This is a genomic window from Streptomyces asoensis (assembly GCF_016860545.1).
Lineage (GTDB): Bacteria > Actinomycetota > Actinomycetes > Streptomycetales > Streptomycetaceae > Streptomyces > Streptomyces asoensis.
In genome coordinates, this window is record NZ_BNEB01000003.1 from 1,133,099 (window position 1) to 1,156,526 (window position 23,428).

At 71.1% G+C, this 23,428-nt stretch carries 17 protein-coding genes and 5 tRNA genes; 10 read left to right on the forward strand and 12 right to left on the reverse strand.

Translation table 11 applies throughout. The features are described 5' to 3' along the window. Positions 1–6: 6 nt before the first annotated feature. A complete protein-coding gene (locus tag Saso_RS17735; protein WP_189923920.1) occupies positions 7–648 on the forward strand; it encodes a GTP cyclohydrolase II in 642 nt (213 codons plus the stop codon). Here the strand turns inward: Saso_RS17735 and Saso_RS17740 are convergent. The 9 genes from Saso_RS17740 to Saso_RS17780 all read right to left on the reverse strand — a co-directional run bounded on the left by Saso_RS17740 (position 626) and on the right by Saso_RS17780 (position 11,394). After that, a complete protein-coding gene (locus Saso_RS17740; RefSeq protein ID WP_229901358.1) occupies positions 626–1,381 on the reverse strand; it encodes an NUDIX domain-containing protein in 756 nt (251 codons plus the stop codon). The two genes, Saso_RS17735 and Saso_RS17740, sit on opposite strands and share 23 nt — an antisense overlap. Next, positions 1,378–1,809 (reverse strand): DUF4406 domain-containing protein, encoded by a 432-nt coding sequence (locus tag Saso_RS17745; protein WP_229901357.1) that lies wholly within the window; start codon positions 1,807–1,809, stop codon positions 1,378–1,380. Before Saso_RS17745 ends, Saso_RS17740 begins: the two co-directional genes overlap by 4 nt. 16 nt (positions 1,810–1,825) lie before the next feature. Further along, complete coding sequence (locus tag Saso_RS17750) at positions 1,826–2,647, reverse strand: DeoR/GlpR family DNA-binding transcription regulator (RefSeq protein ID WP_189923919.1); 822 nt, start codon at positions 2,645–2,647, stop codon at positions 1,826–1,828. Positions 2,648–2,777: 130 nt separating this feature from the next. Continuing rightward, positions 2,778–2,850: transfer RNA gene (locus tag Saso_RS17755), tRNA-Lys, on the reverse strand. A gap of 100 nt (positions 2,851–2,950) precedes the next feature. After that, positions 2,951–4,504, reverse strand: a complete 1,554-nt coding sequence (locus Saso_RS17760) for an amino acid permease (RefSeq protein ID WP_189923918.1) — start codon at positions 4,502–4,504, stop codon at positions 2,951–2,953. A 48-nt stretch (positions 4,505–4,552) separates the two neighbouring features. Further along, positions 4,553–7,585: an FG-GAP repeat domain-containing protein gene (locus Saso_RS17765; protein ID WP_189923917.1), complete on the reverse strand. Its 3,033-nt coding sequence runs from the start codon at positions 7,583–7,585 to the stop codon at positions 4,553–4,555. A 222-nt stretch (positions 7,586–7,807) separates the two neighbouring features. Next, positions 7,808–10,048 (reverse strand): DEAD/DEAH box helicase, encoded by a 2,241-nt coding sequence (locus Saso_RS17770; RefSeq protein ID WP_189923915.1) that lies wholly within the window; start codon positions 10,046–10,048, stop codon positions 7,808–7,810. Between the two features lie 342 nt (positions 10,049–10,390). Then, on the reverse strand, positions 10,391–10,945 hold the full coding sequence (locus Saso_RS17775) for a hypothetical protein (protein ID WP_189923913.1): 555 nt from the start codon (positions 10,943–10,945) through the stop codon (positions 10,391–10,393). Positions 10,946–11,043: 98 nt separating this feature from the next. Continuing rightward, complete coding sequence (locus Saso_RS17780; RefSeq protein WP_189923911.1) at positions 11,044–11,394, reverse strand: metallopeptidase family protein; 351 nt, start codon at positions 11,392–11,394, stop codon at positions 11,044–11,046. 84 nt (positions 11,395–11,478) lie between these two features. Between Saso_RS17780 and Saso_RS17785 the strand changes: the two genes are divergently transcribed. The 7 genes from Saso_RS17785 to Saso_RS17815 all read left to right on the forward strand — a co-directional run bounded on the left by Saso_RS17785 (position 11,479) and on the right by Saso_RS17815 (position 18,133). Continuing rightward, entirely contained in the window at positions 11,479–13,143 is a 1,665-nt protein-coding gene (locus tag Saso_RS17785) for a metallophosphoesterase family protein (RefSeq protein WP_189923909.1), read from the forward strand. Between the two features lie 80 nt (positions 13,144–13,223). Next, a tRNA-Glu gene (locus tag Saso_RS17790) sits at positions 13,224–13,296 on the forward strand. Positions 13,297–13,333: 37 nt separating this feature from the next. Next, positions 13,334–13,408: transfer RNA gene (locus tag Saso_RS17795), tRNA-Asp, on the forward strand. Positions 13,409–13,432: 24 nt separating this feature from the next. After that, a tRNA-Phe gene (locus tag Saso_RS17800) sits at positions 13,433–13,506 on the forward strand. A gap of 115 nt (positions 13,507–13,621) precedes the next feature. Further along, positions 13,622–17,590 (forward strand): ATP-dependent RNA helicase HrpA, encoded by a 3,969-nt coding sequence (hrpA, locus tag Saso_RS17805; RefSeq protein WP_189923907.1) that lies wholly within the window; start codon positions 13,622–13,624, stop codon positions 17,588–17,590. Positions 17,591–17,716: 126 nt separating this feature from the next. After that, positions 17,717–17,791 (forward strand) — tRNA-Asp (locus tag Saso_RS17810). Between the two features lie 150 nt (positions 17,792–17,941). After that, a complete protein-coding gene (locus Saso_RS17815; RefSeq protein ID WP_189923905.1) occupies positions 17,942–18,133 on the forward strand; it encodes a DUF6274 family protein in 192 nt (63 codons plus the stop codon). A 554-nt stretch (positions 18,134–18,687) separates the two neighbouring features. Here the strand turns inward: Saso_RS17815 and bldC are convergent. Continuing rightward, positions 18,688–18,894, reverse strand: a complete 207-nt coding sequence (gene bldC / locus Saso_RS17820) for a developmental transcriptional regulator BldC (protein WP_003949541.1) — start codon at positions 18,892–18,894, stop codon at positions 18,688–18,690. A gap of 603 nt (positions 18,895–19,497) precedes the next feature. Then, entirely contained in the window at positions 19,498–20,340 is an 843-nt protein-coding gene (locus Saso_RS17825) for a hypothetical protein (protein ID WP_189923903.1), read from the reverse strand. 188 nt (positions 20,341–20,528) lie between these two features. Here Saso_RS17825 and Saso_RS17830 point away from each other — a divergent pair, with 188 nt between their 5' ends. Then, complete coding sequence (locus Saso_RS17830; RefSeq protein WP_189923901.1) at positions 20,529–21,629, forward strand: Leu/Phe/Val dehydrogenase; 1,101 nt, start codon at positions 20,529–20,531, stop codon at positions 21,627–21,629. Between the two features lie 310 nt (positions 21,630–21,939). After that, positions 21,940–22,194 (forward strand): DUF3073 domain-containing protein, encoded by a 255-nt coding sequence (locus Saso_RS17835; protein WP_189923899.1) that lies wholly within the window; start codon positions 21,940–21,942, stop codon positions 22,192–22,194. Between the two features lie 102 nt (positions 22,195–22,296). On the opposite strand, the gene purM is transcribed toward Saso_RS17835, so the two are convergent. Beyond that, complete coding sequence (gene purM / locus Saso_RS17840) at positions 22,297–23,409, reverse strand: phosphoribosylformylglycinamidine cyclo-ligase (RefSeq protein ID WP_189923898.1); 1,113 nt, start codon at positions 23,407–23,409, stop codon at positions 22,297–22,299. Positions 23,410–23,428 lie beyond the last annotated feature (19 nt).

Consider the following 23,428-nt stretch of genomic DNA (forward strand, 5'->3'; position numbering starts at 1 on the left):
GACCGCATGCCCGACACCCCCGCCGCCACCCCGCGCGCCCGCGTCCGGGTGCCGCTGCGCTTCCCCGACGGCTACTCCGTGGACGCCGAGCTCGTCACCTTCCACGGTCTCGCGGACGGACAGGAACACGTCGCCGTCGTCCTCGGCGAGCCGGCGCCCGGAGCCACCCCCCTGGTCCGGCTGCACTCCGAGTGCCTCACGGGCGACGTCTTCGGCTCCGCCCGCTGCGACTGCGGGCCGCAGCTGCGGGAAGCGGTCGAGCGCATAGCCACGACCGGCGGAGTCCTGCTCTATCTGCGCCAGGAGGGACGCGGCATCGGCCTCTACAACAAGCTCGACGCGTACGCCCTTCAGGACCAGGGCCTGGACACCTACGAGGCGAACGCGGCGCTCGGCCTGCCCGAGGACGACCGGGACTACACGGCCGCCGCCCAGATGCTGCGCGCCCTGGGCGTCACGGCCCTGGACCTGCTGTCCAACAACCCGGACAAGGCCGACCAGTTGCGGGATCTGGGCATCGACGTCCGGGACCGGGTGCCCACCGGCGTCTTCACGACCCCGCACAACGTGCGCTACCTGCGCGCGAAGGTCCTCCAGACGCAGCACACGCTGCCGCTGGCCGACCTCACCGGGCTGAGCGCGGTCTGACCGCCGGCGGCCCGAACGGGCCGTCCAGCGCGGCCCACTGGAGCAGCATGATGGTCTTCGCGTCCGCGATCGCACCGGTGCGGACGAGGCCGAGCGCCTCGGTGAAGGGAAGTTCGACCACGGCGATGTCCTCGCCCTCGGCCGCCACGCCCGCCGTGTCGGCGCCGGGGGCGGACCCGTCGTAGGGGGCGGCGAAGAAGCTGAGCCGTTCGGTGACCGAACCGGGGCTCATGAACACGTCGTACACGTGCTCCACCTCGTGGACGGTCCGTCCGGTCTCCTCGGCCGCCTCGCGGCGGATCGCCTCGCGCGGGTCGTCACCGTCCAGCAGTCCGGCGGCGGTCTCCAGGAGCATGCCGTCGGGATGGCCGTTGACGTAGGCGGGCAGCCGGAACTGGCGGGTGAGCAGCACCGTACGGCGGTCGGGGTCGTAGAGGAGGATCGTGGCGCCGTCGCCCCGGTCGTACGTCTCGCGCTGCTCGCGGCTCCAGTGCCCGTCGCTGTGCCGGTAGTCGAAGGTGGTGCGGCGCAGCACGGACCAGTCGCAGGCCAGGACCTCGACGTCCACGAGACGGACCCGGTCGTTGCCGGTGAGGTCGCGCCCGTGACGGTCGAGTCCGGTACGGCCACGGGGGTCCGGGACGTCGATGCCGGGGGTACCGGGCGCGGGGCGCGGGACGGCGCCGTGCGCACCCGGGGCGGTGCCGGCGGGGGTCTGCGCGGGCCCGGTCATCGGCGGCCTGCGGCGGTGGCGGCGGCGGTGTCCACGCCGGTGGGACCGGGGACGCCGGCGGCTTCGGTGAGGCCGGGGACCTCGGCGAGGCCGGCGTAGATCCGCTTGCCCGCGGCGCGGCCCCGCTCGACCATCCGGTCGGCCCCCTCGGACGGGCCGCCGACCCGCAGGACGGCGTCGCAGCGCTCCAGCAGGCGTTCGGCGACGGGGTGGAAGATCTCGTCGAAGAGCGGGTCACCGGGGGCGGCGCCGCCCGCCGTCTCCAGCAGGGGAAGCGCGAGCGCCTCGCCGGTGACGGGCAGGTGCCCCGCGCGGTACAGCACGAGGGCGACCTCGTTCATGGCCCGCACGTTGGCCGCGAGCTTGCCGGGGTCGTCGCCGGTGCCCGCACGGTACGGGCCGGCGACGAGGATCATCAGTGGTTCCACGGGGGTCTCCTGGGTTTCAGGCCAGCTGGGTCACGACGCCCGCCTCACGCAGGGCGTCCAGGGTCTGCGGGCCGCCGGGATGGGTGGCGGGGTCCGCGGCGGCGGCGTCGGTGACGAAGGAGTGCACGGCGTCGAGCGGGGCGACCTGGCTGAAGGCGCGTACGCCCAGCTTGGTGGCGTCGGCGACGGCGACCGTGCGGGCGGCCTGGCCGAGCCCCGCCTGCTTGACGGCCGCGTCCTCCAGGGAGAACTCCGACCAGCCGTGCACGGCGTGCACCCCGCCGATCGACATCACGAACACGTCGAAGGCGAGGGATTCGATGGTGCGCAGGGCGAGCGGGCCGACGAGGGAGCGCTCGCCCGGGCGGGAACGGCCCCCCACGACCAGCAGCTCGATGCCGGGCCGGTCGGCCAGCCGCAGCGCCGCCTGGAGGCTGAGCACCGCGACCGTCAACGGACCGCGTGCGGCGAGGTGTTCCGCGACGTGCACCGTGGTGGTCCCGGCGTCCAGCAGCACCCGTGACCCCGGCTCGACCGTCCCGGCGACGGCCGCGCCGAGCCGGTCCTTGGTCGCCGACTGCCAGGCCTGCCGCGCCTCGAAGCCGCCGCCCTCCTCCCGCGCCCGCGCGGCGACGGCCCCGCCGTGCACCCGCCGCACCAGCCCCTGCCGCTCCAGTACGGCCAGGTCCCGGCGCACGGTCATCTCCGAGACCCCGAGCCGCTGCGCGAGCTCGGCCACGGACACCCGCGCCCCACCCCGCCCGGCGTCGAGCCCGCGTTCCTGGGCGTGCCCCTGAACGAGCCGAAGGGTCAGATCAAGACGGTCCGCGACATCCATGACCCCATTTCTATCACGCCCATGTTCGAATGAACATCCATCTGTTCATTCGCTCGCGCGTCGCCGCCGTCCGGGGCCCGGGAAACGCGAACGCCCCCGGTTCAGATGGTCTGAACCGGGGGCGTGACGGTAGGCCCTGTGGGACTCGAACCCACAACCAATGGATTAAAAGTCCACTGCTCTGCCAATTGAGCTAAGGGCCCAGGCGATGTTGCCTCCCCGAGCATAGCGGGAGGTGGCCGTGTCTCCGATCGGGTATCGGAGACACGGGCGCGCCGGGTGGAGCGGAGCGGTCGGGATCGGTCACTGCGGGGGCAGTTCGGCGGGCGCGCCCGCCCGTGCCGCCTCCCGGGCGATGGTCCGTTCGTGCTCGGGGTTGAGGAACCAGTTGCGGGCGGAAGCTTGCCACCAGCCGCCCGCGAAGCCCAGGACGACGAGGACGGCGACCGGGGCGTAGTTGAAGGTCTCCCAGGTGACCGGCGAGACCTGGGGCAGCATGAACAGGACGGTGATGACGGCCACCCACACCACCGACACCACGCCGATCGCCTTCGACCAGCGGCCCAGGTGCCACGGCCCCCGGTCGAAGGCCTCGCCCTTGCGGACACGCAGCAACGTGGGGATGACGTAGGCGATGTAGAGGCCGATGACGGCGATGGAGGTCACGGCCGCGTAGGCGGTGACGTTGATCAGGTAGGGCAGGCCCAGCACCAGCGCGCCGCCGGCCGCCAGCCAGACCGCCGCGACCGGTGTGCGGGTGCGCGCGCTGACGGTGTGCCAGACGTGGGAGTACGGCAGCGCGCCGTCGCGCGAGAAGGCGTAGATCATGCGGCTGTTGGCGGTGACCGACGCCATCCCGCAGAAGAGCTGGGCGCCTATCACCACGAGCAGCAGCAGTTTGCCCGCCGTCGCGCCCAGTGCGTCGAGCAGGATCTGGGCGGGCGGCGCGCCGGTCGGCGAGGCGAGTGCGGCGTCGTAGGACTGGATGGCGTAGGTGAAGCCGAGCAGCAGGACGAACCCGGCGATCCACGAGGTCCAGATGGAGCGCACGATGCCCTTGGGGCCGGCCGTCGACGCATCGTGCGTCTCCTCCGTCATGTGGGCGGAGGCGTCGTAGCCGGTGAACGTGTACTGGGCCATCAGCAGGCCCAGCGCGACGACGTACACCCCGCTGCCCCAGCCGGTGTTGTTGACGAACTCGCCGAACACGAAGGACGTCGACCGGTGCGTGTCGGGGACGAAGGCCAGCGCCCCGACGATGACGCCCACGCCCAGCACGTGCCACCACACGCTCACGCTGTTCAGCAGCGCGACGATCCGCACCCCGAAGGTGTTCAGCAGGCCGTGCAGCACCAGGATCCCGGCGAAGAGCAGGACCGTGCGTCCGGGCGTCACCTCGAAGTCGAACTGGAGGTTCAGGTAGGCACCGAGGAAGGACGCGGCCCCGAAGTCGATGCCCGCGGTCACCGCGACCTGGCCCAGGACGTTGAACCAGCCCGTGAACCAGGCCCAGGCGGCCGCCGAGCGCGGGGGCGCCAGCCGGTGCGCCCAGAAGTACAGACCCGCGGAGGTCGGGTACGCCGAGCAGATCTCGGCCATGGACAGGCCGACGAACAGGGTCATCAGCCCGACGGCGACCCATCCCCAGGTGATCACCGCCGGGCCGCCCGTGTTCATGCCGAACAGATAGAGCGTCAGACAGCCGGACAGGACCGAGATGATCGTGAAGGAGACCGCGTAGTTGGAGAACGCCGACATGCGGCGGGCGAGGACCTGGGTGTAGCCGAGCTGGGCCAGCCGCTCTTCGTCCGAGAGGTTCCCGGAGGACCGGCCGCCCACTGTGCCGTCATCTGTCATGCCCCCAGCAATTCCCTCACCGGGGGCGTGACACACGTCACAACTTGGCTAGAAAATGCCCTTGTAGCTCTGCCAGCCGGCGCCGATCTTGACCCGCGCACCGAACGTGCCGGTCCCGGTGCCGGGCAGGCGGTACAGCCCGCCCGCGGTGTCCCGCGCGACGAGGTCCGCCTTCCCGTCGCCCGTGATGTCCCCGGCCCCGACGACCGCGTTGTACGAGGCCCCCCACTTGGTGAAGAGCTTCACCCGCGCGGTGAAGGTGCCGTTGCCCTTTCCGATGTAGCGGTACAGGTTGTCGGACGTGTCCTGGGCCAGCAGGTCGCCGACCCCGTCACCGTTGAGGTCACCGACGCCGATGATCTTCTTGTACGACTTCCAGTTGTCGTAGAGCTTCACGGGAGCGGCCAGCTTGCCCGCGCCGGTGCCCTTGTAGAGGTACACCGCACCGGTCTTCGGGTTGCGGGCGATCAGGTCGGGACGGCCGTCCTTGGTCAGGTCACCGGGCGAGGTCAGGACGTCGAACTGCGTCCAGCCGGTGGTACCCAGCGTGGTGTACGGCGTGGTCGGCTTCAGCGCCGTCCCGCACACCGGCCGGTACAGCCGCAGACCGCCGTTGGTCAGCCGGACCAGGACGTCGTTGCAGCGGTCCCCGGTCATGTCCCCGGCCGGGACGGGCAGGATGCCCGCGGGCCAGCCGCCGGCGCTGAGCGCCGAGGGGAACGCACCCTTGCCGTCGCCCTGCCGGAACGTGATCGTGCCGGAGGAGGTGAGCGCGAGCAGATCGCCGGTGCCGTCGGGGAACGCCTGCGGGCCCGCGTAGTCGTGCCGGACCGCGGTGCCGCGCAGCAGGCGGACCTCGCCGCTCAGCTCGAGCGGGGCACCGACGCCGTCGGCGGGGGTGACGGAGAGCGTCCAGTCGTACCGGCCGTTGGGCAGGGTGGAACCAGGGTCCCAGTCGACGTTCAGCTCGCCCCGCACCGCACCGCCGTCCGTGCCTCCGACGGTCTTCCCGGTCGCCTTGCTGCGCACCTTCAGCACCCAGCCCGCGGCCGGCTTCGACAGCAGGGCCGTGGTCAGGGTGTGATAGCCGGGCGAGGTCTCGGCCGCTTTCCGTGTGGGGTCGAGCAGGCGCAGCGGCTGCTGGGCCACCCCGGACGGTACGAGATGGACGCGTTGCAGGTCGTCCACGTACGCGGCGTTCGACCCCGACTCGTCCACGGTCCAGCGCACGTCCCGCTGCGAGATCCCGGTGTCCGGCAGGTCACCGATCACCCGGCTCGCGGGGACCGCACCGGTCACGGTGGTGAGGACCAGCTTCCCGTTCTGCCTGTCGTGCGTGACGACGAACCCGTCCCCCAGCCCGGCCTCACCGGCCGGTACGGCCACGGAAGCACCCGCCGTGCGGTCGTACACGCCCGCACGGCCGTCGCAGGCCCAGTACAGCCAGCGGCCCACGGCCTGGAGGGCGGTGGGGACGCAGCCCGCGTCGGTGGTGACGGGCGTGCCGCCGCGGCCGGTGGCCAGGTCGAAGGGCACGACGCTGCCGGGAGCCGCACCAGGGGTCCACAGGGTGCTGCCCGAGAGGGCGGCGGCGCCGGGGGCGCGGGTGACGGGCTGGAAGTAGATGTCACCGGGCTTGTACACGTACTGCCCACCGGCAGACGTGAAGAGCAGGTACCGGCCCGAGACGTCGGTGATCCGTCCACCGGCCGGGACGTCGACGTGCCACGACTTCACGGTGATCCGGTCGAGTTGCTCCGTGACGTGGCTCAGCCGGACGGTCGTCCCGTCGCCCATGCTGCGTACCGGAGAACAGGCGGCGTCGTCGGACGGACAGCTCTCGACGCCCCCGGAGCCGGTTTCGGCGCCGAAGAACGGGGTGCCCGTCGGCGCGACACTGCGGGCCCTGATGGACCGGCCGGTCGTGGTGGCCTCGTAGGCGGCCGCCAGACGCCCCTGGTCCAGGGACAGCCCCTTGATCACGGTCGGCGGCTTGGGCAGCACCTTGACCTGCGTGACGACAGGGCTGCCGTCCGGACCGGGCTGGATGCGCCGGATCCCCCAGTCGTCGAGCGCGACGGAGGTGCGCCCCACCGCCACGGCGCTGCCGTCGGACGCCGCGGACATGCCGGAGTACGCCGTGGCGAGCAGGGTCACCGGGGGGCCGCCCGCGAGGGACTGCCCGTGGACCGTCACTCCCGCGCTGGGCCGGTACACCAGCCAGTCACCGACCACCGCGAGGTCCTGCACCGGGTTCAGGCCCCGCCCCGTCAGCGTGAGCTGGGCGGGCGCGGCGGACAGGTCGGAGCGGGAGTACACCTGGACGGTGGGCTCGCCGGCGTTGAAGAGGACGACGTGGCCGGAGGTGACCTGGGCGTCGAGATAGACCTTGGGACCCGGCGTGGTCCAGCTGCGCACCTCGCCCGTGCGCCGGTCGACCATGACCGTCAGGAACTGCCCGCCCTTGTCGGCCAGGAACAGCAGCCCGTTCTCGTCACCGCCCGCGGGCCTGCCGAGGTTCACTCCCTCGGGCACTCCGGTGACCGGCACGTCCCGTGTGGTGCCGTCGGCCTCCGGGACCAACAGGTGCATCTCCCGCCAGGCCTTGCCGTTCTCGTCCTGCACCGCGCGGTAGGCGACCGCCAGATCGCGGTAGGCCGTGACCGGGTCCAGGCCGTCGGGTGCCCGCAGGGTGCGCGTGGTGCCGGTGGCCGCGTCCCACAGGCCGATCTCACCGCCGCCGTACTCGTAGGCGAGCACGTCGCCGCCGGCCGCGTAGGTGCCGGTGATCCCGGCCGGACGGGTCACGGGTACGGACTCGCCGTCCGCATAGCGCGTCCAGACCAACCCCTTGTCCTCCAGCGTGTGGAAGACGCCCTGGGCCCCGGCGCCGTCGTGGCCGCTGTAGGTCGACCGGCTGTAGAGCGAGGCCGAGAGGTAGGAGTCACGCACCGTCGCCGGTACCACCGTCTCCTGCGGTGTGTCCGCGAGCGCCGTGGAGGGCAGCAGCGGGGTCAGTCCCGCCGCCAGGACGGCGGAGGCGGCGACGAGGCGCAGGCGTACGGAGCCATGACGAGGCAAGAGGGTCCCTCCCCGGGAACAGGACGGAGACGGATCGTGCTGGACGTCTTTTGACGTCCGCGGCCCCCCGGCCTTCACACCCGTCTCACAAGTCGGCTGATCCTACAGTCGACCCACCGCCCCGGAGAAAGGGGTTACCAGGAGACGGAAACGCCGTGGCCCCCACCGGAGTTCGGTGGGGGCCACGGCGTTCACTCACACGGGCCGGCGACTGCCTCGGCGTCAGCCGTTGCGCTTCCAGCGCGGCTTGTCGTCACGGCGGCCGGCCGTACCGGAGCCGCGGTGGTCGTCACGGCGGCCGAAGGGACGGTCGTGACCACCGGAGCGGAAGCCCGGACGGTCGTCGCGACGGTCACGGTTGAACGGACGGTCGCTGCCCCGGTGGCCGGACGGACGCTCGTCACGGCGGTCGCGGTTGAAGCCGCCCGACTGACGGTCGTCGCGGTTGAAGCCGCCCGAGGGACGGTCGTCGCGACGGAAGCCACCGGAGGGGCGCTCGTCACGACGGTCACGGTTGAAGCCGCCCGAGGGACGGTCGTCACGGCGGAAACCACCGGAGGGACGCTCGTCACGACGGTCACGGTTGAAGCCACCCGAGGGACGGTCGTCACGGCGGAAACCACCGGAGGGACGCTCGTCACGACGGTCACGGTTGAAGCCACCGCGGTCGTCACGGCGCTCGAAGGAACGGCCGCCGCGGTCGTCACGGCGCTCGTCACGGCGGAACCCGCCGCGGTCGCCGTCACGACGGTCACGGCCGAAGCCGCCGCGGTCGTCACGGTTGAAGCCGCCACGGTCGTCACGGCGCTCGAAGGAACGGCCGCCACGGTCGTCACGACGGTCGTCGCGGCGCTCGTAGTTGCCCCGCTCGTCACGGCGCTGACGCGGCTGCTCGTAGGCGGGACGCTCGACGGGCTGCTCGGCGACGACGGCCTCGGCCGGCGCCTCGGTCACGGCGTTCTGCTCCACGACCGCCTCGGCGGCCGCGACGACAGCCGCCTCCGGGTCCTCGCCGCGCTCGCGCGCCACACGGGCGACCAGACGGTCCGCCTCCTCGCGCAGCTCGGTCGCGCGCCGCTGGGCACGCTCCAGCTCCTTGGTGAGCTCGGAGACCTCGCGCTCGGCCTGCTGGGCCGCGTTGCCCGCGGACTCGGCCTGCACCTCGGTCATCGACCGGGCGCCGGTGATCTCGGCGACCTCCGGCTCGAAGGCGGCGCCGCCCTGGATGATGTGACGCCCGGCGTCGACGCCCGCGTCCTCCATCAGACGGAAGATCTGACGGCGCTGGTGCGGCAGCGAGAGCGAGACGACCGTGCCGGTGCGGCCGGCGCGCGCCGTGCGGCCCGCGCGGTGCAGGTAGTCCTTGTGGTCGCCGGCCGGGTCCACGTTGAGCACGAGGTCGATGCCGTCGACGTGGATGCCGCGGGCGGCGACGTCGGTCGCGACGAGCGCGTTGACGTAACCGTCCTTGAAGTCGGCCAGCGTGCGGGTGCGCGCGCCCTGGGTCATGCCGCCGTGCAGCGCGTCGGCCTTCACACCGGAGTCGCGCAGCTGCTCGGCGATGCGGTCGGCGCCCAGCTGGGTGCGGACGAAGATGATGGTGCGGCCCTTGCGGGAGGCGATCGCGGCGGTGACCGGCGCCTTGTCCTTGGGCTTCACGATCAGGATGTGGTGCGACATGGTCGTCACGTTGCCCTGGGCGCTGTCGACCTCGTGCGTGACGGGGTTGCTCAGGTAGCGCTTGACCAGCGTGGAGATCTCGTTCTCCATCGTGGCGGAGAACAGCATGCGCTGGCCGCCGGCCGGGACCTGGTCGAGCAGCTCGGTGACCTCGGGCAGGAAGCCCAGGTCGGACATCTGGTCGGCCTCGTCGAGAACGGTGATCTGCACGTTCTCCAGGGAGCAGGCGCCGCGGTTGATGATGTCGCGCAGGCGGCCCGGGGTGGCGACGAGGATGTCGACCCCGCGCTCCAGGGCGTAGATCTGGTTGCTCATCGACGTACCGCCGCAGACGACCTTCATCTTCAGGCCGAGGACGTCGCCGTAGGGCTGGAGCGCGTCCGCGACCTGCATCGCCAGCTCACGCGTCGGCGTGAGGATGACGGCGCGCGGCTTGCGCTTCTCGGTGTGACCGCCGGCCAGCGTGGCCAGGGTCGGCAGACCGAAGGAGAGGGTCTTGCCGGAGCCGGTGCGGCCGCGGCCGAGGATGTCCTTGCCCGCCAGCGCGTCCGGGATGGTCGCGGCCTGGATCGGGAAGGGGGTGGTCACGCCGTTCTGCGCGAGCTTGCGCACGACGCCCTCGGGGAGGCCGAGGTCGGCGAAGGTGGTCTCGGGGGCCGCGGGGGTCTCGTCGACGGCGTCGGCCTGAGCGGCCTCGGTGTCGGTGAGGGCGGTCGCCTCGAGGTCGATCGGCTCGTCGTTGTTCTCGGACACGACGGAGTGATCAGTACTGGAAATGGACATGCGAATGCGAAACCTTCCGGAGTCTCAAGTCGGCACGCGCCCGTCAACTCCGTGTTCGCATTGCATTACGACCGCCTCTATGCGGTCAGCCACGGCAAGGGAGAGTACGCGCCACACGGCGCGCTCTGCGGTGGCGCCGGGCAAATGGGATCAAACGATCTACCACTATAAGCACCTGCATCACCGAAGGCAAACCGAGCCACATAACCCCAGCTCAGCAGGCACAGACAGTCGTCCCACCCGGAATCCCAGGCCGCCCCCGGCGAGGCCGGGAGCCCGCAGGGGCCCGGGAGGCCGACCGGACCGGAGGTGCGGCGCGCCCGGAACGGCCCGCGGGCTCGCCTACAAGGGGGAGTCGGCCTCGGGTGCCGCCTCCGGGGCGGGCTCCCGGTCGATCAGCTGGGCCGCCGCTCCGCCCTCGCCCTCGTGTGCCGAGGCCGACGGCTCGGCGACCGTCGGTTCCGGCGTGGGCGACGGCGGCTCCGGCGTGGGCGCGGGCGGCTCCGGGTCGGGTGAACGCGTGGGCGCGGACGGCTGCCCGCCGGCCGGCGTGGGCGCCCCCGGCCCCTCGGTCCTCCCCGGCTTCACCGCGCCCGCCGAGGCCGGCGCGCTGGCGCCCGCCGACGGCGCGGCCGAGGCGGACGCCGACTCCCCGGGCTTGCCCCGGCCGCCCTTCCCGTGCCCGTGTTTTCCGTCACCGCCCGCCGCGCCCATCCCGAAGCCGCCTCCCGCTCCCGCGGAATCGCCGCCCGGTTCCTCACCGCCCTGCCGGCCGGCCGAGTGGGAGGGCCTGGTGCGGCCGCCCTCGTCGTCGTCCCCCACGCTCATGCAGCCGGCGGCCGCGGCGACGGCCAGGACCGTCACGGCCAGACGAACGGGTACGTACAAGCGGCGCACGGGGCCACCTCCGGGGCAGGCGTAAGAAGTCGACGTGTCCAACTCCCGGCGCCCGCGGGAGGACACGCGCCGAACGCGCGCCCCCTGTGCCGGACGGCTCAGCCGTAGCCGAGGGCGTGCAGCCGCGCGTCGTCGATACCGAAGTGGTGGGCGATCTCGTGCACCACCGTCACCTCGGTCTCCGCGACGACCTCCTCCCGTGTCCCGCACATCCGCAGCGTCGGCCCCCGGTAGATCGTGATCCGGTCCGGCAGCACCCCGGCGTACCACTCCCCCCGGTCGGTCAGCGGGGTTCCCTCGTACAGCCCGAGCAGCTCGGGATCCTCCGCGGGCGGCTCGTCCTCGACGAACACCGCGACGTTGTCCATCAGCCGCGTCAATTCCGGCGGAATCCGGTCCAGCGCCTCGGCGACCAGTTCCTCGAACTCCTCGCGCGTCATCTCCAGCACAGGGCCATTGTCGGGCACGACCCGGCCGGAGGGAGGTCGCCGGCCCTCCGCATGACGACGCCCGGACCCGGGCATACGGCACCAATGGTCCGCGCCCGCGTCCCCGCCGCAGTCCTGAGGCGTCTCGCACACCCCGCCGAACGCACCGGTTCCGCCACCCGCACCACGTCCTCCCGACGCATCCGGTCCGCCGGGCGCCGAGGCCCGGTACCCGAGCTCGCATCGCGGACGGACCCCTGGCTGCGCGCCCTGGGGCTGACCGCCGTCGTCCTGCTCGGCGCCTGGCTCGGCCTGCTGGTCGTCGGGGACGTCCGGGTGTCCGTCGGCCCCATGAACACGACGATGACCCTGCGCCCCTCCTTCACCGGCGGAACGAAGATCAACGTCTCGCCCCTCGGCGCGCTGACCCTGGACAGCCATGTCGCCCCGGTCCGCCTGGACGTCAACGTCGACCAACTGGACCCCGCCCGCTCCCAGGCCCTCGTCGACCACCCGGAACGCCTCTCGGGACTCCAGGACGAGGTCGCGCACGACGTCGAGCACGGCACCCTCGACCTGGCGCTCCGCTCCTGCGTCGCCGTCGTCTCCGGCGCCACCGCGCTCGGTCTCGCCGTCTACCGCCGGCCCCGCCGCGCGCTGGCCGCGGGCGGTCTCGCCCTCGCCCTGCTGGCCGCCTCGGGCGCGACCGCCTACGCCACCTGGAACCCCAAGTCGGTGCTGGAGCCGCGCTTCTCGGGGCTGCTGTCCTCCGCGCCCTCGCTCGTCGGCAACGCGCGCAGCATCGTCACCGACTTCGACGTCTACCAGCAGGAACTGGCCCGGCTGGTCACCAACGTGACCAAGCTCTACGACGTCACCTCCACGCTCCCGGCCTTCCAGCCGGACCCGACGACCGTCCGCGTGCTGCACGTCTCCGACATCCATCTCAACCCCGCGAGCTGGAAGATCATCGCCTCGCTCGTGGAGCAGTACAAGGTCGACGTGATCGTCGACTCCGGCGACACGATGGACCACGGCTCCGCGGCCGAGAACGGCTTCCTCGACCCCATCGCCACCCTGGGCGCGCCGTACGTCTGGGTCAGGGGCAACCACGACTCCCTGGTCACCCAGCGCTACCTGGAGGGCATGAAGAACGTGCACGTCCTCGACGACGGCCGGGCGGTCACCGTCGCCGGGCTGCGCTTCGCGGGCATCGGCGACCCGCAGTTCACCCCCGACCGTTCGGCGGCGCCGGGCGCCGAGGAGTCCCAGGAGACGGCGGGCGCCCGGCTGGCCGGCGCCCTGCGCGCCGAGCGGGACGCCGGCACACCCGCGGACGTGGCCATCGCCCATGAGCCCTCGGCCGCCCGGGGCACCGACGGCGAGGTGCCCCTCGTCCTGGCCGGCCATCTGCACCACGAGGGGATGGAGGTCATGAGGAAGGGCACGCGTCTGCGGGTGGAGGGCTCGACGGGCGGCAGCGGCCTGCGTGCCGTCGAGGGCAAGTACCCCGACCCCATCGAGGCGTCGATCCTGTACTTCGACCGCGACACCCGCCGCCTCCAGGCCTGGGACGAGATCAGGCTCGGCGGACTGGGCCTGACGACGGCCGAGGTCAGCCGCCACCTCCCGAAGGAGAACCTCCCGGGCGCCACCCCGTCCCCGGCCGGCTCCCCCGCCCCCTCCGGCCCGTCGCGCCGTCCGTCCGTGAGCCCGTCGGCGAGCACGTCCGTGACGGGTCCCGGGGCGGCCTCCCGAGCGGCCCCGTAAACCGTTTTGGCGATACCCCCCGCCATCCCATATGCTCATGACGTCCCCGACGCGCTGAGAAGCGCCCAGGCGGGCCGATAGCCCTCATCGTCTAGCGGCCTAGGACGCCGCCCTTTCAAGGCGGTAGCACGGGTTCGAATCCCGTTGGGGGCACGCAACACCGTGTGCGACACTGTCGTACACAAAGCTTGGTCCTGTGGAGCAGTTTGGAGTGCTCGCCACCCTGTCAAGGTGGAGGCCGCGGGTTCAAATCCCGTCAGGACCGCTGAGGTTTCACGTGAAACCTCGTGGCTGGGTAGCTCAGTTGGTACGAGCGATCGCCTGAAAAGCGATAGGTCGCCGGTTCGACCCCGGCCCCAGCCACAAGAACGAAACCCCCTCCGGGCAACCGGAGGGGGTTTTCGTCGCTGTGTGCCGGGCGAGGCGGCCCCAAAAGCGCTCGCCCCTTCTTTCGCCAAGATGAGATCCTGGATCGCGTATGTCTACGCACCCCGCCCCCGGCGCCCCCGCACCGGGTACTCCCGCCCTCGGCGCCCTCGCCCCCCGCCTGGCCGAGCTGTCACTGCGCGACGCGCACCGGCTCGGGCGCAGGCTCGAAGGCGCGCGCCGGATCCGCAAGCCGGAGGCCCGTGCCGCCGTCCTCGCCGAGATCGAGGGGGAGGTCGCGCAGGTCGAGGAGCGGATGGCCCTGCGACGCGGCCGTGTGCCCGCCGTCTCGTACCCCGAGCAACTCCCCGTCAGCCAGAAGAAGGACGAGATCGCGGCCGCCATCCGTGATCACCAGGTCGTCATCGTGGCCGGTGAGACCGGGTCCGGCAAGACGACCCAGATCCCCAAGATCTGTCTCGAGCTGGGGCGCGGTGTCCGGGGCATGATCGGGCACACCCAGCCCCGTCGTATCGCCGCGCGCACGGTGGCCGAGCGCGTCGCCGAGGAACTGAACACGCCCCTGGGCGAGGCCGTCGGCTGGAAGGTGCGCTTCACCGACCAGGTGAACCCGGACGCCACCTTCGTGAAGCTGATGACGGACGGCATCCTCCTCGCGGAGATCCAGACCGACCGTGAACTGCGCGCCTACGACACGATCATCATCGACGAGGCCCACGAGCGGTCCCTCAACATCGACTTCCTGCTGGGCTACCTCGCCCAGCTGCTGCCCCGCCGCCCGGACCTCAAGGTCGTCATCACCTCCGCGACCATCGACCCGGAGCGCTTCTCCCGCCACTTCGGCGACGCCCCGATCGTCGAGGTCAGCGGGCGGACGTACCCGGTCGAGGTCCGCTACCGGCCGTTGCTCGAAGAGGACTCCGAGGACACCGACCGCGACCAGATCACCGCGATCACCGACGCGGTGGAGGAGCTCATGGGCGAGGGGAAGGGCGACATCCTCGTCTTCCTCTCCGGCGAGCGCGAGATCCGCGACACGGCGGACGCGCTGGAGAAGAAGAAGTTCAGGTTCACCGAGGTCCTGCCGCTCTACGCCCGGCTGTCGCACGCCGAGCAGCACCGGGTCTTCCAGCAGCACACGGGCCGCAGGATCGTTCTGGCGACCAACGTCGCCGAGACGTCCCTGACCGTCCCGGGCATCAAGTACGTCATCGACCCCGGCTTCGCCCGCATCAGCCGCTACAGCCACCGCACCAAGGTCCAGCGGCTGCCCATCGAGCCGATCTCGCAGGCCAGCGCCAACCAGCGCAAGGGCCGCTGCGGCCGCACCAGCGACGGCATCTGCATCCGGCTGTACGACGAGGACGACTTCACCGCCCGCCCGGAGTTCACGGACGCGGAGATCCTCCGCACGAACCTGGCGAGCGTCATCCTCCAGATGACCGCGGCCGGCCTCGGCGACATCGAGAAGTTCCCGTTCATCGACCCGCCGGACCACCGCAACATCCGCGACGGCGTACAGCTGCTCCAGGAACTCAACGCGCTGGACCCGTCCGAGAAGGACCCCCGCAAGCGGCTCACGCAGACCGGCCGCAAGCTGGCCCAGCTGCCCGTCGACCCGCGCCTGGCCCGGATGGTCCTGGAGGCCGACAAGAACGGCTGTGTGCGCGAGGTCATGGTGATAGCCGCCGCGCTGTCCATCCAGGACCCGCGGGAGCGCCCGGCCGACAAGCAGACCCAGGCAGACCAGCAGCACGCCCGTTTCAAGGACGAGACCAGCGACTTCCTCGCCTACCTGAACCTGTGGCGGTACGTCCGCGAGCAGCAGAAGGAGCGCGGCTCCTCCTCCTTCCGGCGCATGTGCAAGCAGGAGTACCTGAACTTCCTGCGCATCCGTGAGTGGCAGGACATCTACACGCAGCTGCGCACGGTCGCCAAGCAGATGGGCATCCACCTGAACGAGGAGGACGCGCCCGAGCAGAGCGTGCACGTCTCCCTCCTCGCCGGGCTGCTGTCGCACATCGGCATGAAGGACGTGAAGGACGGCAACAAGAACGAGTACCTGGGCGCGCGCAGCGCCAAGTTCGCGATCTTCCCAGGCTCGGCGCTGTTCAAGAAGCAGCCTCGGTTCGTGATGTCGGCCGAGCTGGTGGAGACGTCCCGGCTCTGGGCCCGCGTCAACGCGAGGATCGAGCCGGAGTGGGTGGAGCCGCTCGCCGGGCACCTGCTGAAGCGGACGTACAGCGAACCGCGCTGGGAGAAGGACCAGGCGGCCGTGATGGCCGACGAGAAGGTCACGCTGTACGGCGTCCCGATCATCGCCCAGCGCAAGGTCAACTACGGCCGGATCGACCCGGAGACCTCCCGCGACCTGTTCATCCGCAACGCGCTGGTCGAGGGGGACTGGCGCACGCACCACAAGTTCTTCGCCGACAACCGCCGGCTCCTCAGCGAGGTCGAGGAGCTGGAGCACCGCGCCCGGCGCCGGGACATCGTGGTGGACGACGAGACGCTGTTCGACTTCTACGACCAGCGGGTGCCCGAACACGTCGTCTCCGGCGCGCACTTCGACTCCTGGTGGAAGCGCAAGCGGCACGAGCAGCCCGACCACCTGGACTTCGAGCGGGAGATGCTCATCCGGGAGTCGGCGGAGGCGGTCACCAAGGCCGACTATCCGGACTCCTGGCGGCAGGGCCCGCTGAAGTTCCGGGTCACGTACCAGTTCGAGCCGGGCGCGGACGCGGACGGCGTCACCGTCCACATCCCGCTCCAGGTGCTCAACCAGGTGACGGACGAGGGCTTCGACTGGCAGATCCCGGGTCTGCGCGAGGAGGTCGTCACGGAGCTGATCCGTTCCCTCCCCAAGCCGATCCGCCGCCACTACGTGCCGGCGCCGAACTTCGCGAAGCGTTTCCTGGAGCAGACGGCGCCCTCGCAGGAGCCGCTCACCACCGCCATGGCCCGCGAGCTCAAGCGGATGGTCGGCGTCCCCTTCGAGGCCGAGGACTTCGACCGGTCACGGCTGCCCGAGCATCTGAAGATCACCTTCCGGATCGTCGACGAGCGGCGTCGCAAGCTCGCCGAGGACAAGGACCTCGAGACCCTGAAGCTGCGGCTGAAACCGAAGGCCCGGCAGGCCATCTCGCAGGCGGCCGCGGCCATCGCCGAACGGCAGGGCGGCGAGTCCCTGGAGCGTTCGGGTCTGACGGACTGGACGATCGGCACGCTCACCCGCGTCTTCGAGACCCGCCGCGCGGGCCAGCCGGTGAAGGCCTATCCGGCGCTGGTCGACGACGGGGACACGGTGTCCGTACGGCTCTTCGACACGGCGGCCGAGCAGGCCGAGGCGATGTGGAAGGGCACGCGCCGGCTGATCCTGCGCACCATCCCGGTCAACCCGGCAAAGTTCGCATCCGAGAAGCTGACGAACGTTCAAAAGCTCGCGCTGTCCGCGAATCCGCACGGTTCGATCCAGGCGCTCTTCGACGACTGCGCGATGGCGGCGGCCGACCGGCTGATCGCCGACTTCGGCGGACCGGCGTGGGACGAGGAGTCGTACCGCAAGCTCTACGAGAAGGTGCGCGCGGAGATCGTCGACACGACGGTGCGCACGGTCGGCCAGGTCCAGCAGGTGCTGGCCGCCTGGCAGGCCTGCGAGCGCCGCCTGAAGGGCGTACGCAGCCCCGTGCTGCTCGCCAACCTGGCGGACGTGCGGGGGCAGCTGGACGCCCTCGTGAAGCCGGGCTTCGTGACCTGGGCGGGGCTGCGCCGGCTGCCCGACCTCATGCGGTACCTGGTGGCCGCGGACCGGCGCCTCCAGCAGATGCCGACCTCCGTGCAGCGGGACACCAGCCGCATGGAGAAGGTCCACGAGATGCAGGACGAGTACGCGTGGCTGCTGGAGCAGCTGCCCCGGGGGCGGCCGGTTCCCCAGCAGGTCCTGGACGTCCGCTGGATGATCGAGGAGCTCCGGGTCAGCTATTTCGCCCACGCGTTGGGCACCGCGTACCCCGTGTCCGACAAGCGGATCGTGAAGGCGATCGACGCGCTGGCGCCGTAACGGCTCCCGTACGGAGGGTGAGTTCGACCGGCGGGCTCACCCTCCTGTACAGTCCTTCTCGCAGCACAGCGCAACACCGAGTGCGGCGAAACTCTCCCGGTCCGCAAGGGTTCGGGTGGGGCTCCAGGTCCTGTGGAGCAGTTTGGAGTGCTCGCCACCCTGTCAAGGTGGAGGCCGCGGGTTCAAATCCCGTCAGGACCGCAGTGAAAGAGTGAGGCCCGCTTCCCTTCGGGGAGGCGGGCCTCACTCGTGTCCGCCGCGCGTTGCGGACGGCTCCCTTGACGCCGCCTCCTTCCGCCGGTACCCCAGAACCGGGGGCCCGTTCCCGCGCGGCCCCGACGGAGGTGGGGCATGGCGGCACCGGTCAGGCACGAGACGCGGGCACTGCTGCGCGCACATCTGTCGGCCGCGACGCCCTACCGGCATCTGACCCGCCACTGTCCGATCTGCCACCGCCTGCTGCGGCTGGCCATGGACGGCGCTCCAGGGGGCGAGGAGGCTCCCGGGGCGGCCGTGGAGGGTGAGGGCCCCTCGACGGCATGACCGCCCGCACAGGGCCGTCAAGAGCGCCGGTCCGGCCGGCCGCCCCGCCATCGTCCCGCCGACCGCCGCTCCGGTCGTCCCCAGGATGTCCGCCGGCGGACACCATCGGCCGCCGTCAACGGCCGTGCGTGCACGGGCTGCTGGAGCGCGAGCGGCTTGTAGCGCACATGAGCCGGAGGCAACAAGGCCCCTGGCATGTGACGGGTGTCACCGCATGAGTTTTGAGAACCCGGGTTCTTACCGCACTCCTACAACGAGTCAATTTAATATGTGCAATTGCACCACTCAGGAGGATGCCCCCAGGAACCCTCCCAGAGCCTCCCCAGAGTCCGACAAGGCCGCTCACAGAGCCACCTGATACGACGGGGAGCGTGATCCGAAGCCGTCTCGAGCGCACAAAAAAGATCGCGCTGGACCCGGCGGAGTCCAGCGCGATCGACGACGTTCCCGGTGGGCGAGGGGCCTGTTGGGGCAGGACCCACGTCGCTTGTAGCCAGGTTCCGGGCGTCCGCTCAGGTTGGGGGACCTGACGTGTTGCCCGGTTGTTCAGTTGTTCAGGCCTCGCTGCGCTGCTGCGGGATGCCCGCAAGCAGTGCGCGGACCTCTGCCTCGCGGTAACGGCGGTGTCCGCCGAGCGTACGGATCGACGTGAGCTTGCCGGCCTTCGCCCACCGCGTGACCGTCTTGGGGTCGACGCGGAACATCGTGGCGACCTCAGCCGGGGTCAGCAGCGGCTCAGCATCAGGGGTGCGAGCGGTCATGAGCGGCCTCCTCGGGAGAACCGAACCTTCTCGGTTCTTTCCTCTAAATTCTGCACCTTGACCCGCGTTGCCCGAAATGGCGGACGCGAGTCGAGTCGGTTATAGGACGAACGGCTTGTCCTCGGCACTACAACTACACCATCTGTCCAGCCGCGTCGGCCAAACCGATGGAATTGCCCCCCAGGTGTTCATCGGCGACGGAAGCCGATGGACCATGCCATAGCGGACAGTCACGCCACTGTGACGATCAGTCACAGGGCGATCAGGAGGCATCAGACCCCCCAAAGCGCTGCAATGCTGAGAATTCCCCCCACAGTGGAACATAAGCAGGCGGACGGAGCCCTCCCCGGACTCCTTGTCCTATTTTGGCACGAGGAGGGGCAAGCGGCGCAAGGGCCGCGTACGTGCGTTCCATCACCCTTGCGACAAAAGCCCGGATCGGGACCTACGTCCCGTCAGTTCCGTGAAGTGCGGTTGACCGTACGCTGTTCAAGCGCTCCACGGCCGTGACGTACGTCACTTACGAAAGCGCTGTCGTATCTGTCACATCGTCAGTTCACAGCCGCCGTGGGCCGTCCGGGGGCGTCCTGGGCGTCCTGGGCGTCAGTTGGCCGAGCGCCGGTCGCGCACCGACCGCCACCGCTCCACCAGCCGCGTGTAGGCCTCGCCCGCCGCCGCACCGTCCCCGGTCCGCAGCGCCTCGATCCCCTCGGCCACGTCCTTCGCCGAGTGATCGTCCTCCAGCTCACCCGCCGGCAGCACGTGCACCAGGCCGCCGTAATCCAGTTCCACCAGCGAACGCGGGTGGAACTCCTCCAGCCAGCGCCCCACGTCCAGCAGGCCCTCGATGAGCGGTCCCTCGTCCATGGCGTTCTTCAGTGTCCGCAGCGACCGGGCGACCCGGCGCCGTGCCTGGACCATCGGGGTGCGGTAGCGCAGCACGGGGGCCAGCTCCGCCGTCCCCTTCTCGTACTGCCGCTCCTCGTCGGAGACGAGCACGAACCAGTTCAGCGGCACCTGCCAGACCGCCGTGCGGATCCACGGGCGGGCGTCGGGGTTGCGTTCCAGCCACCGCTCGTGGTCCTTGGCGGCCTCCAGGCGCACGACCTCGGGGAGCGCCGAGTCCAGGACGGGCGCGGGCAGCTCGTCGTCCAGCTCCGCCAGGGCCAGCCAGCCGCGCAGCCGGGTGCGCCAGGGGCAGACGCACAGGACCCCTTCGACCTCGGTCACGAACGCGTCCCCGCTCTCGTGCACGGGGACCGCCACCGGCGGGGTGGCCAGCAGGTCGGTCAGCGAGCGGCGCAGCTCGTCCTGGTAGGTGGGCGGGTCGGGACGGCGGGCGTAACGGGCCCAGTGGGTGCGCTCGGGCTCGGGGAAGGCGGCCAGCGGCTCGTAGACGCGCAGATAGACCGCGTACGGAACGATCACGGAGGACACCTTGGACACGCCTGCTCCCTCCCCCCTGGGCCGACCGGGAAACCCCGCGCATCGTCCCACGGCGGCACTCCGGGAGAAGGTGATCCACGACACTGCGGGCCCGGCGGACCTGGCAGGTCTACTCTCGGACCACCGGGCGCCGCCACCCTTACGGCGCCTCCGCCCCGACCGCCGCTAGACACCTTGGAGTCACCACAGTGACCGACGTTTCCGGCGCACCTGCTGATGTTCTGCACACCCTGTTCCACTCGGACCAGGGCGGTCATGAGCAGGTCGTCCTCTGCCAGGACCGCGCCAGCGGCCTCAAGGCCGTCATCGCCCTCCACTCCACCGCACTGGGCCCCGCCCTCGGCGGTACCCGCTTCTACTCGTACGCGACCGAGGCGGAGGCCGTCGCCGACGCGCTGAACCTCGCGCGCGGGATGTCGTACAAGAACGCCATGGCCGGACTGGACCACGGCGGCGGCAAGGCCGTGATCATCGGCGACCCCGACACGATCAAGACCGAAGCGCTGCTGCTCGCGTACGGCCGTTTCGTGGCCTCGCTCGGCGGTCGTTACGTGACCGCGTGCGACGTCGGCACCTACGTGGCCGACATGGACGTCGTGGCGCGCGAGTGCCGCTGGACCACCGGCCGTTCGCCCGAGAACGGCGGGGCCGGCGACTCCTCCGTGCTCACCGCCTTCGGCGTCTACCAGGGCATGCGGGCCTCCGCGCAGCACCTGTGGGGCGACCCTTCGCTGCGCGACCGCACGGTCGGCATCGCGGGCGTGGGCAAGGTCGGCCACCACCTGGTGGATCATCTGCTGGCGGAGGGCGCCCGGGTGGTGATCACGGACGTCCGCCGGGACGCCGTGGAGCGGATCGCCGAGCGGCACCCCTCGGTGGCCGTGGTCGCCGACACCGAGCGCCTGATCACGCTCGACGGGCTCGACATCTACGCCCCCTGCGCGCTGGGCGGGGCGCTGAACGACGACTCGGTGCGGGTGCTGACGGCGAAGATCGTCTGCGGTGCGGCCAACAACCAGCTCGCCCACCCGGGTGTGGAGAAGGACCTCGCCGACCGCGGGATCCTCTACGCGCCCGACTACGTGGTGAACGCCGGAGGGGTCATCCAGGTCGCCGACGAGCTGCACGGATTCGACTTCGAGCGGTGCAGGGCGAAGGCCGCGAAGATCTTCGACACCACGCTCGCCATCTTCGCACGTGCGAAGGAAGACGGGATTCCGCCCGCCGCGGCGGCCGACCGGATCGCCGAGCAGCGGATGCACGAGGCGGCCCGGGCACGCGGCCGGTGACGGCCCGGTAGGGCTCCGCGACGCCCCGTCCGGGGGTTTCGGCGGTACCGCCCGGCGGAAAGTTGGAGAGAACTCTCACTCCTCCGGGCGGGTCGGCCGCCGATAAGTGGTTAAAATCGCCATTGACCAGCGAGGACGGGGCGACCCCACGGTGCTGCGCACACGCGCGTGCTACGGGCGACGTACCGTACGGGCGTGGGCTCAGGTACCGTGGGAGCCCTACGACGGGCTCTCCATGGAGAGGCCGTTCTGGATCATGAACGCGTGTCAACCTGGGGCCGTCGAGCCCCGTCGTTGAGGGGGTCGAGCCATGGGGCGCGGCCGGGCCAAGGCCAAGCAAGCGAAGGTCGCCCGCCAGCTGAAGTACAACAGCGGCGGGACGGATCTCTCACGCCTGGCCGAAGAGCTGGGCGCATCGCCATCGAATATTCCGCCGAATGGTGAGCCATTCGAGGACGATGACGATGAGCAGGACGACGACCCGTACGCACGGTACGCCGAGCTGTACGGGGCCGACGACGAGGACGACGGCGAGGACTCCTCACAACACCGTCGCGGCGCTTGACCTTGTACTGAGCACTCACCCGGTCGGTGACTTCGGTCACCGACCGGGTCTTGTGCTGCCTGCACGGTCTTCGCGCGGGCCGGTCACCGGCCCGCGCGGTTCTCAGCGGGCGTAGTCCCCGACCAGCTCCGCGCCGGTCGGGTGCTCGCCGCGCTCGGTGATCTCGCCGGCCACCCAGGCCTCCACACCGCGGTCGGCCAGCGTCGCCAGGGCCACGTCGGTCGACTCCTCGGGCACGATCGCCATCATGCCGACGCCCATGTTCAGCGTCTTCTCCAGCTCCAGGCGCTCGACGGAGCCGGTCCTGCCGACCAGGTCGAAGACCGGGGCCGGGGTCCAGGTGGAGCGGTCCACCGTGGCGTGCAGTCCGTCCGGGATTACCCGCGCCAGGTTGGCCGCGAGCCCTCCGCCCGTGATGTGCGAGAAGGCGTGGACGTCCGTCGTGCGGGTGAGGGCCAGACAGTCCAGCGAGTAGATCTTGGTGGGCTCCAGCAGTTCCTCGCCCAGCGTGCGGCCGAGGTCGTCGACGTGGGCCTCCAGGGACAGCCCGGCCTGCTTGAGCAGGACGTGCCGGACCAGGGAGTATCCGTTCGAGTGAAGACCGGAGGCCGCCATGGCGATCACCGTGTCACCCGTGCGGATACGGTCCGGGCCCAGCAGCCGGTCGGCCTCCACCACGCCCGTACCGGCGCCGGCGACGTCGAAGTCGTCCTCGCCCAGCAGGCCCGGGTGCTCGGCCGTCTCGCCGCCGACCAGGGCGCAGCCGGCCAGCACGCAGCCCTCGGCGATGCCCTTGACGATGGCGGCGACCCGCTCGGGGTGGACCTTGCCGACGCAGATGTAGTCGGTCATGAAGAGCGGTTCGGCGCCGCAGACCACGATGTCGTCCATGACCATCGCGACCAGGTCGTGGCCGATGGTGTCGAACACGCCGAGCTGACGGGCGACGTCGACCTTCGTGCCGACGCCGTCCGTGGCCGAGGCCAGGAGCGGACGCTCGTAGCGCTTGAGGGCGGAGGCGTCGAAGAGACCGGCGAAGCCGCCGAGGCCACCGAGGACCTCGGGGCGCTGCGTCTTCTTCACCCACTCCTTCATCAGCTCGACGGCGCGGTCGCCCGCCTCGATGTCGACGCCGGCAGCCGCGTAGGAAGCACCGGTTCCGGATGCACCGGAGGTGCCCGTCGACGCAGTCGACTGATCAGATACAGCAGACATTGCCTGGGATCTTTCGGGT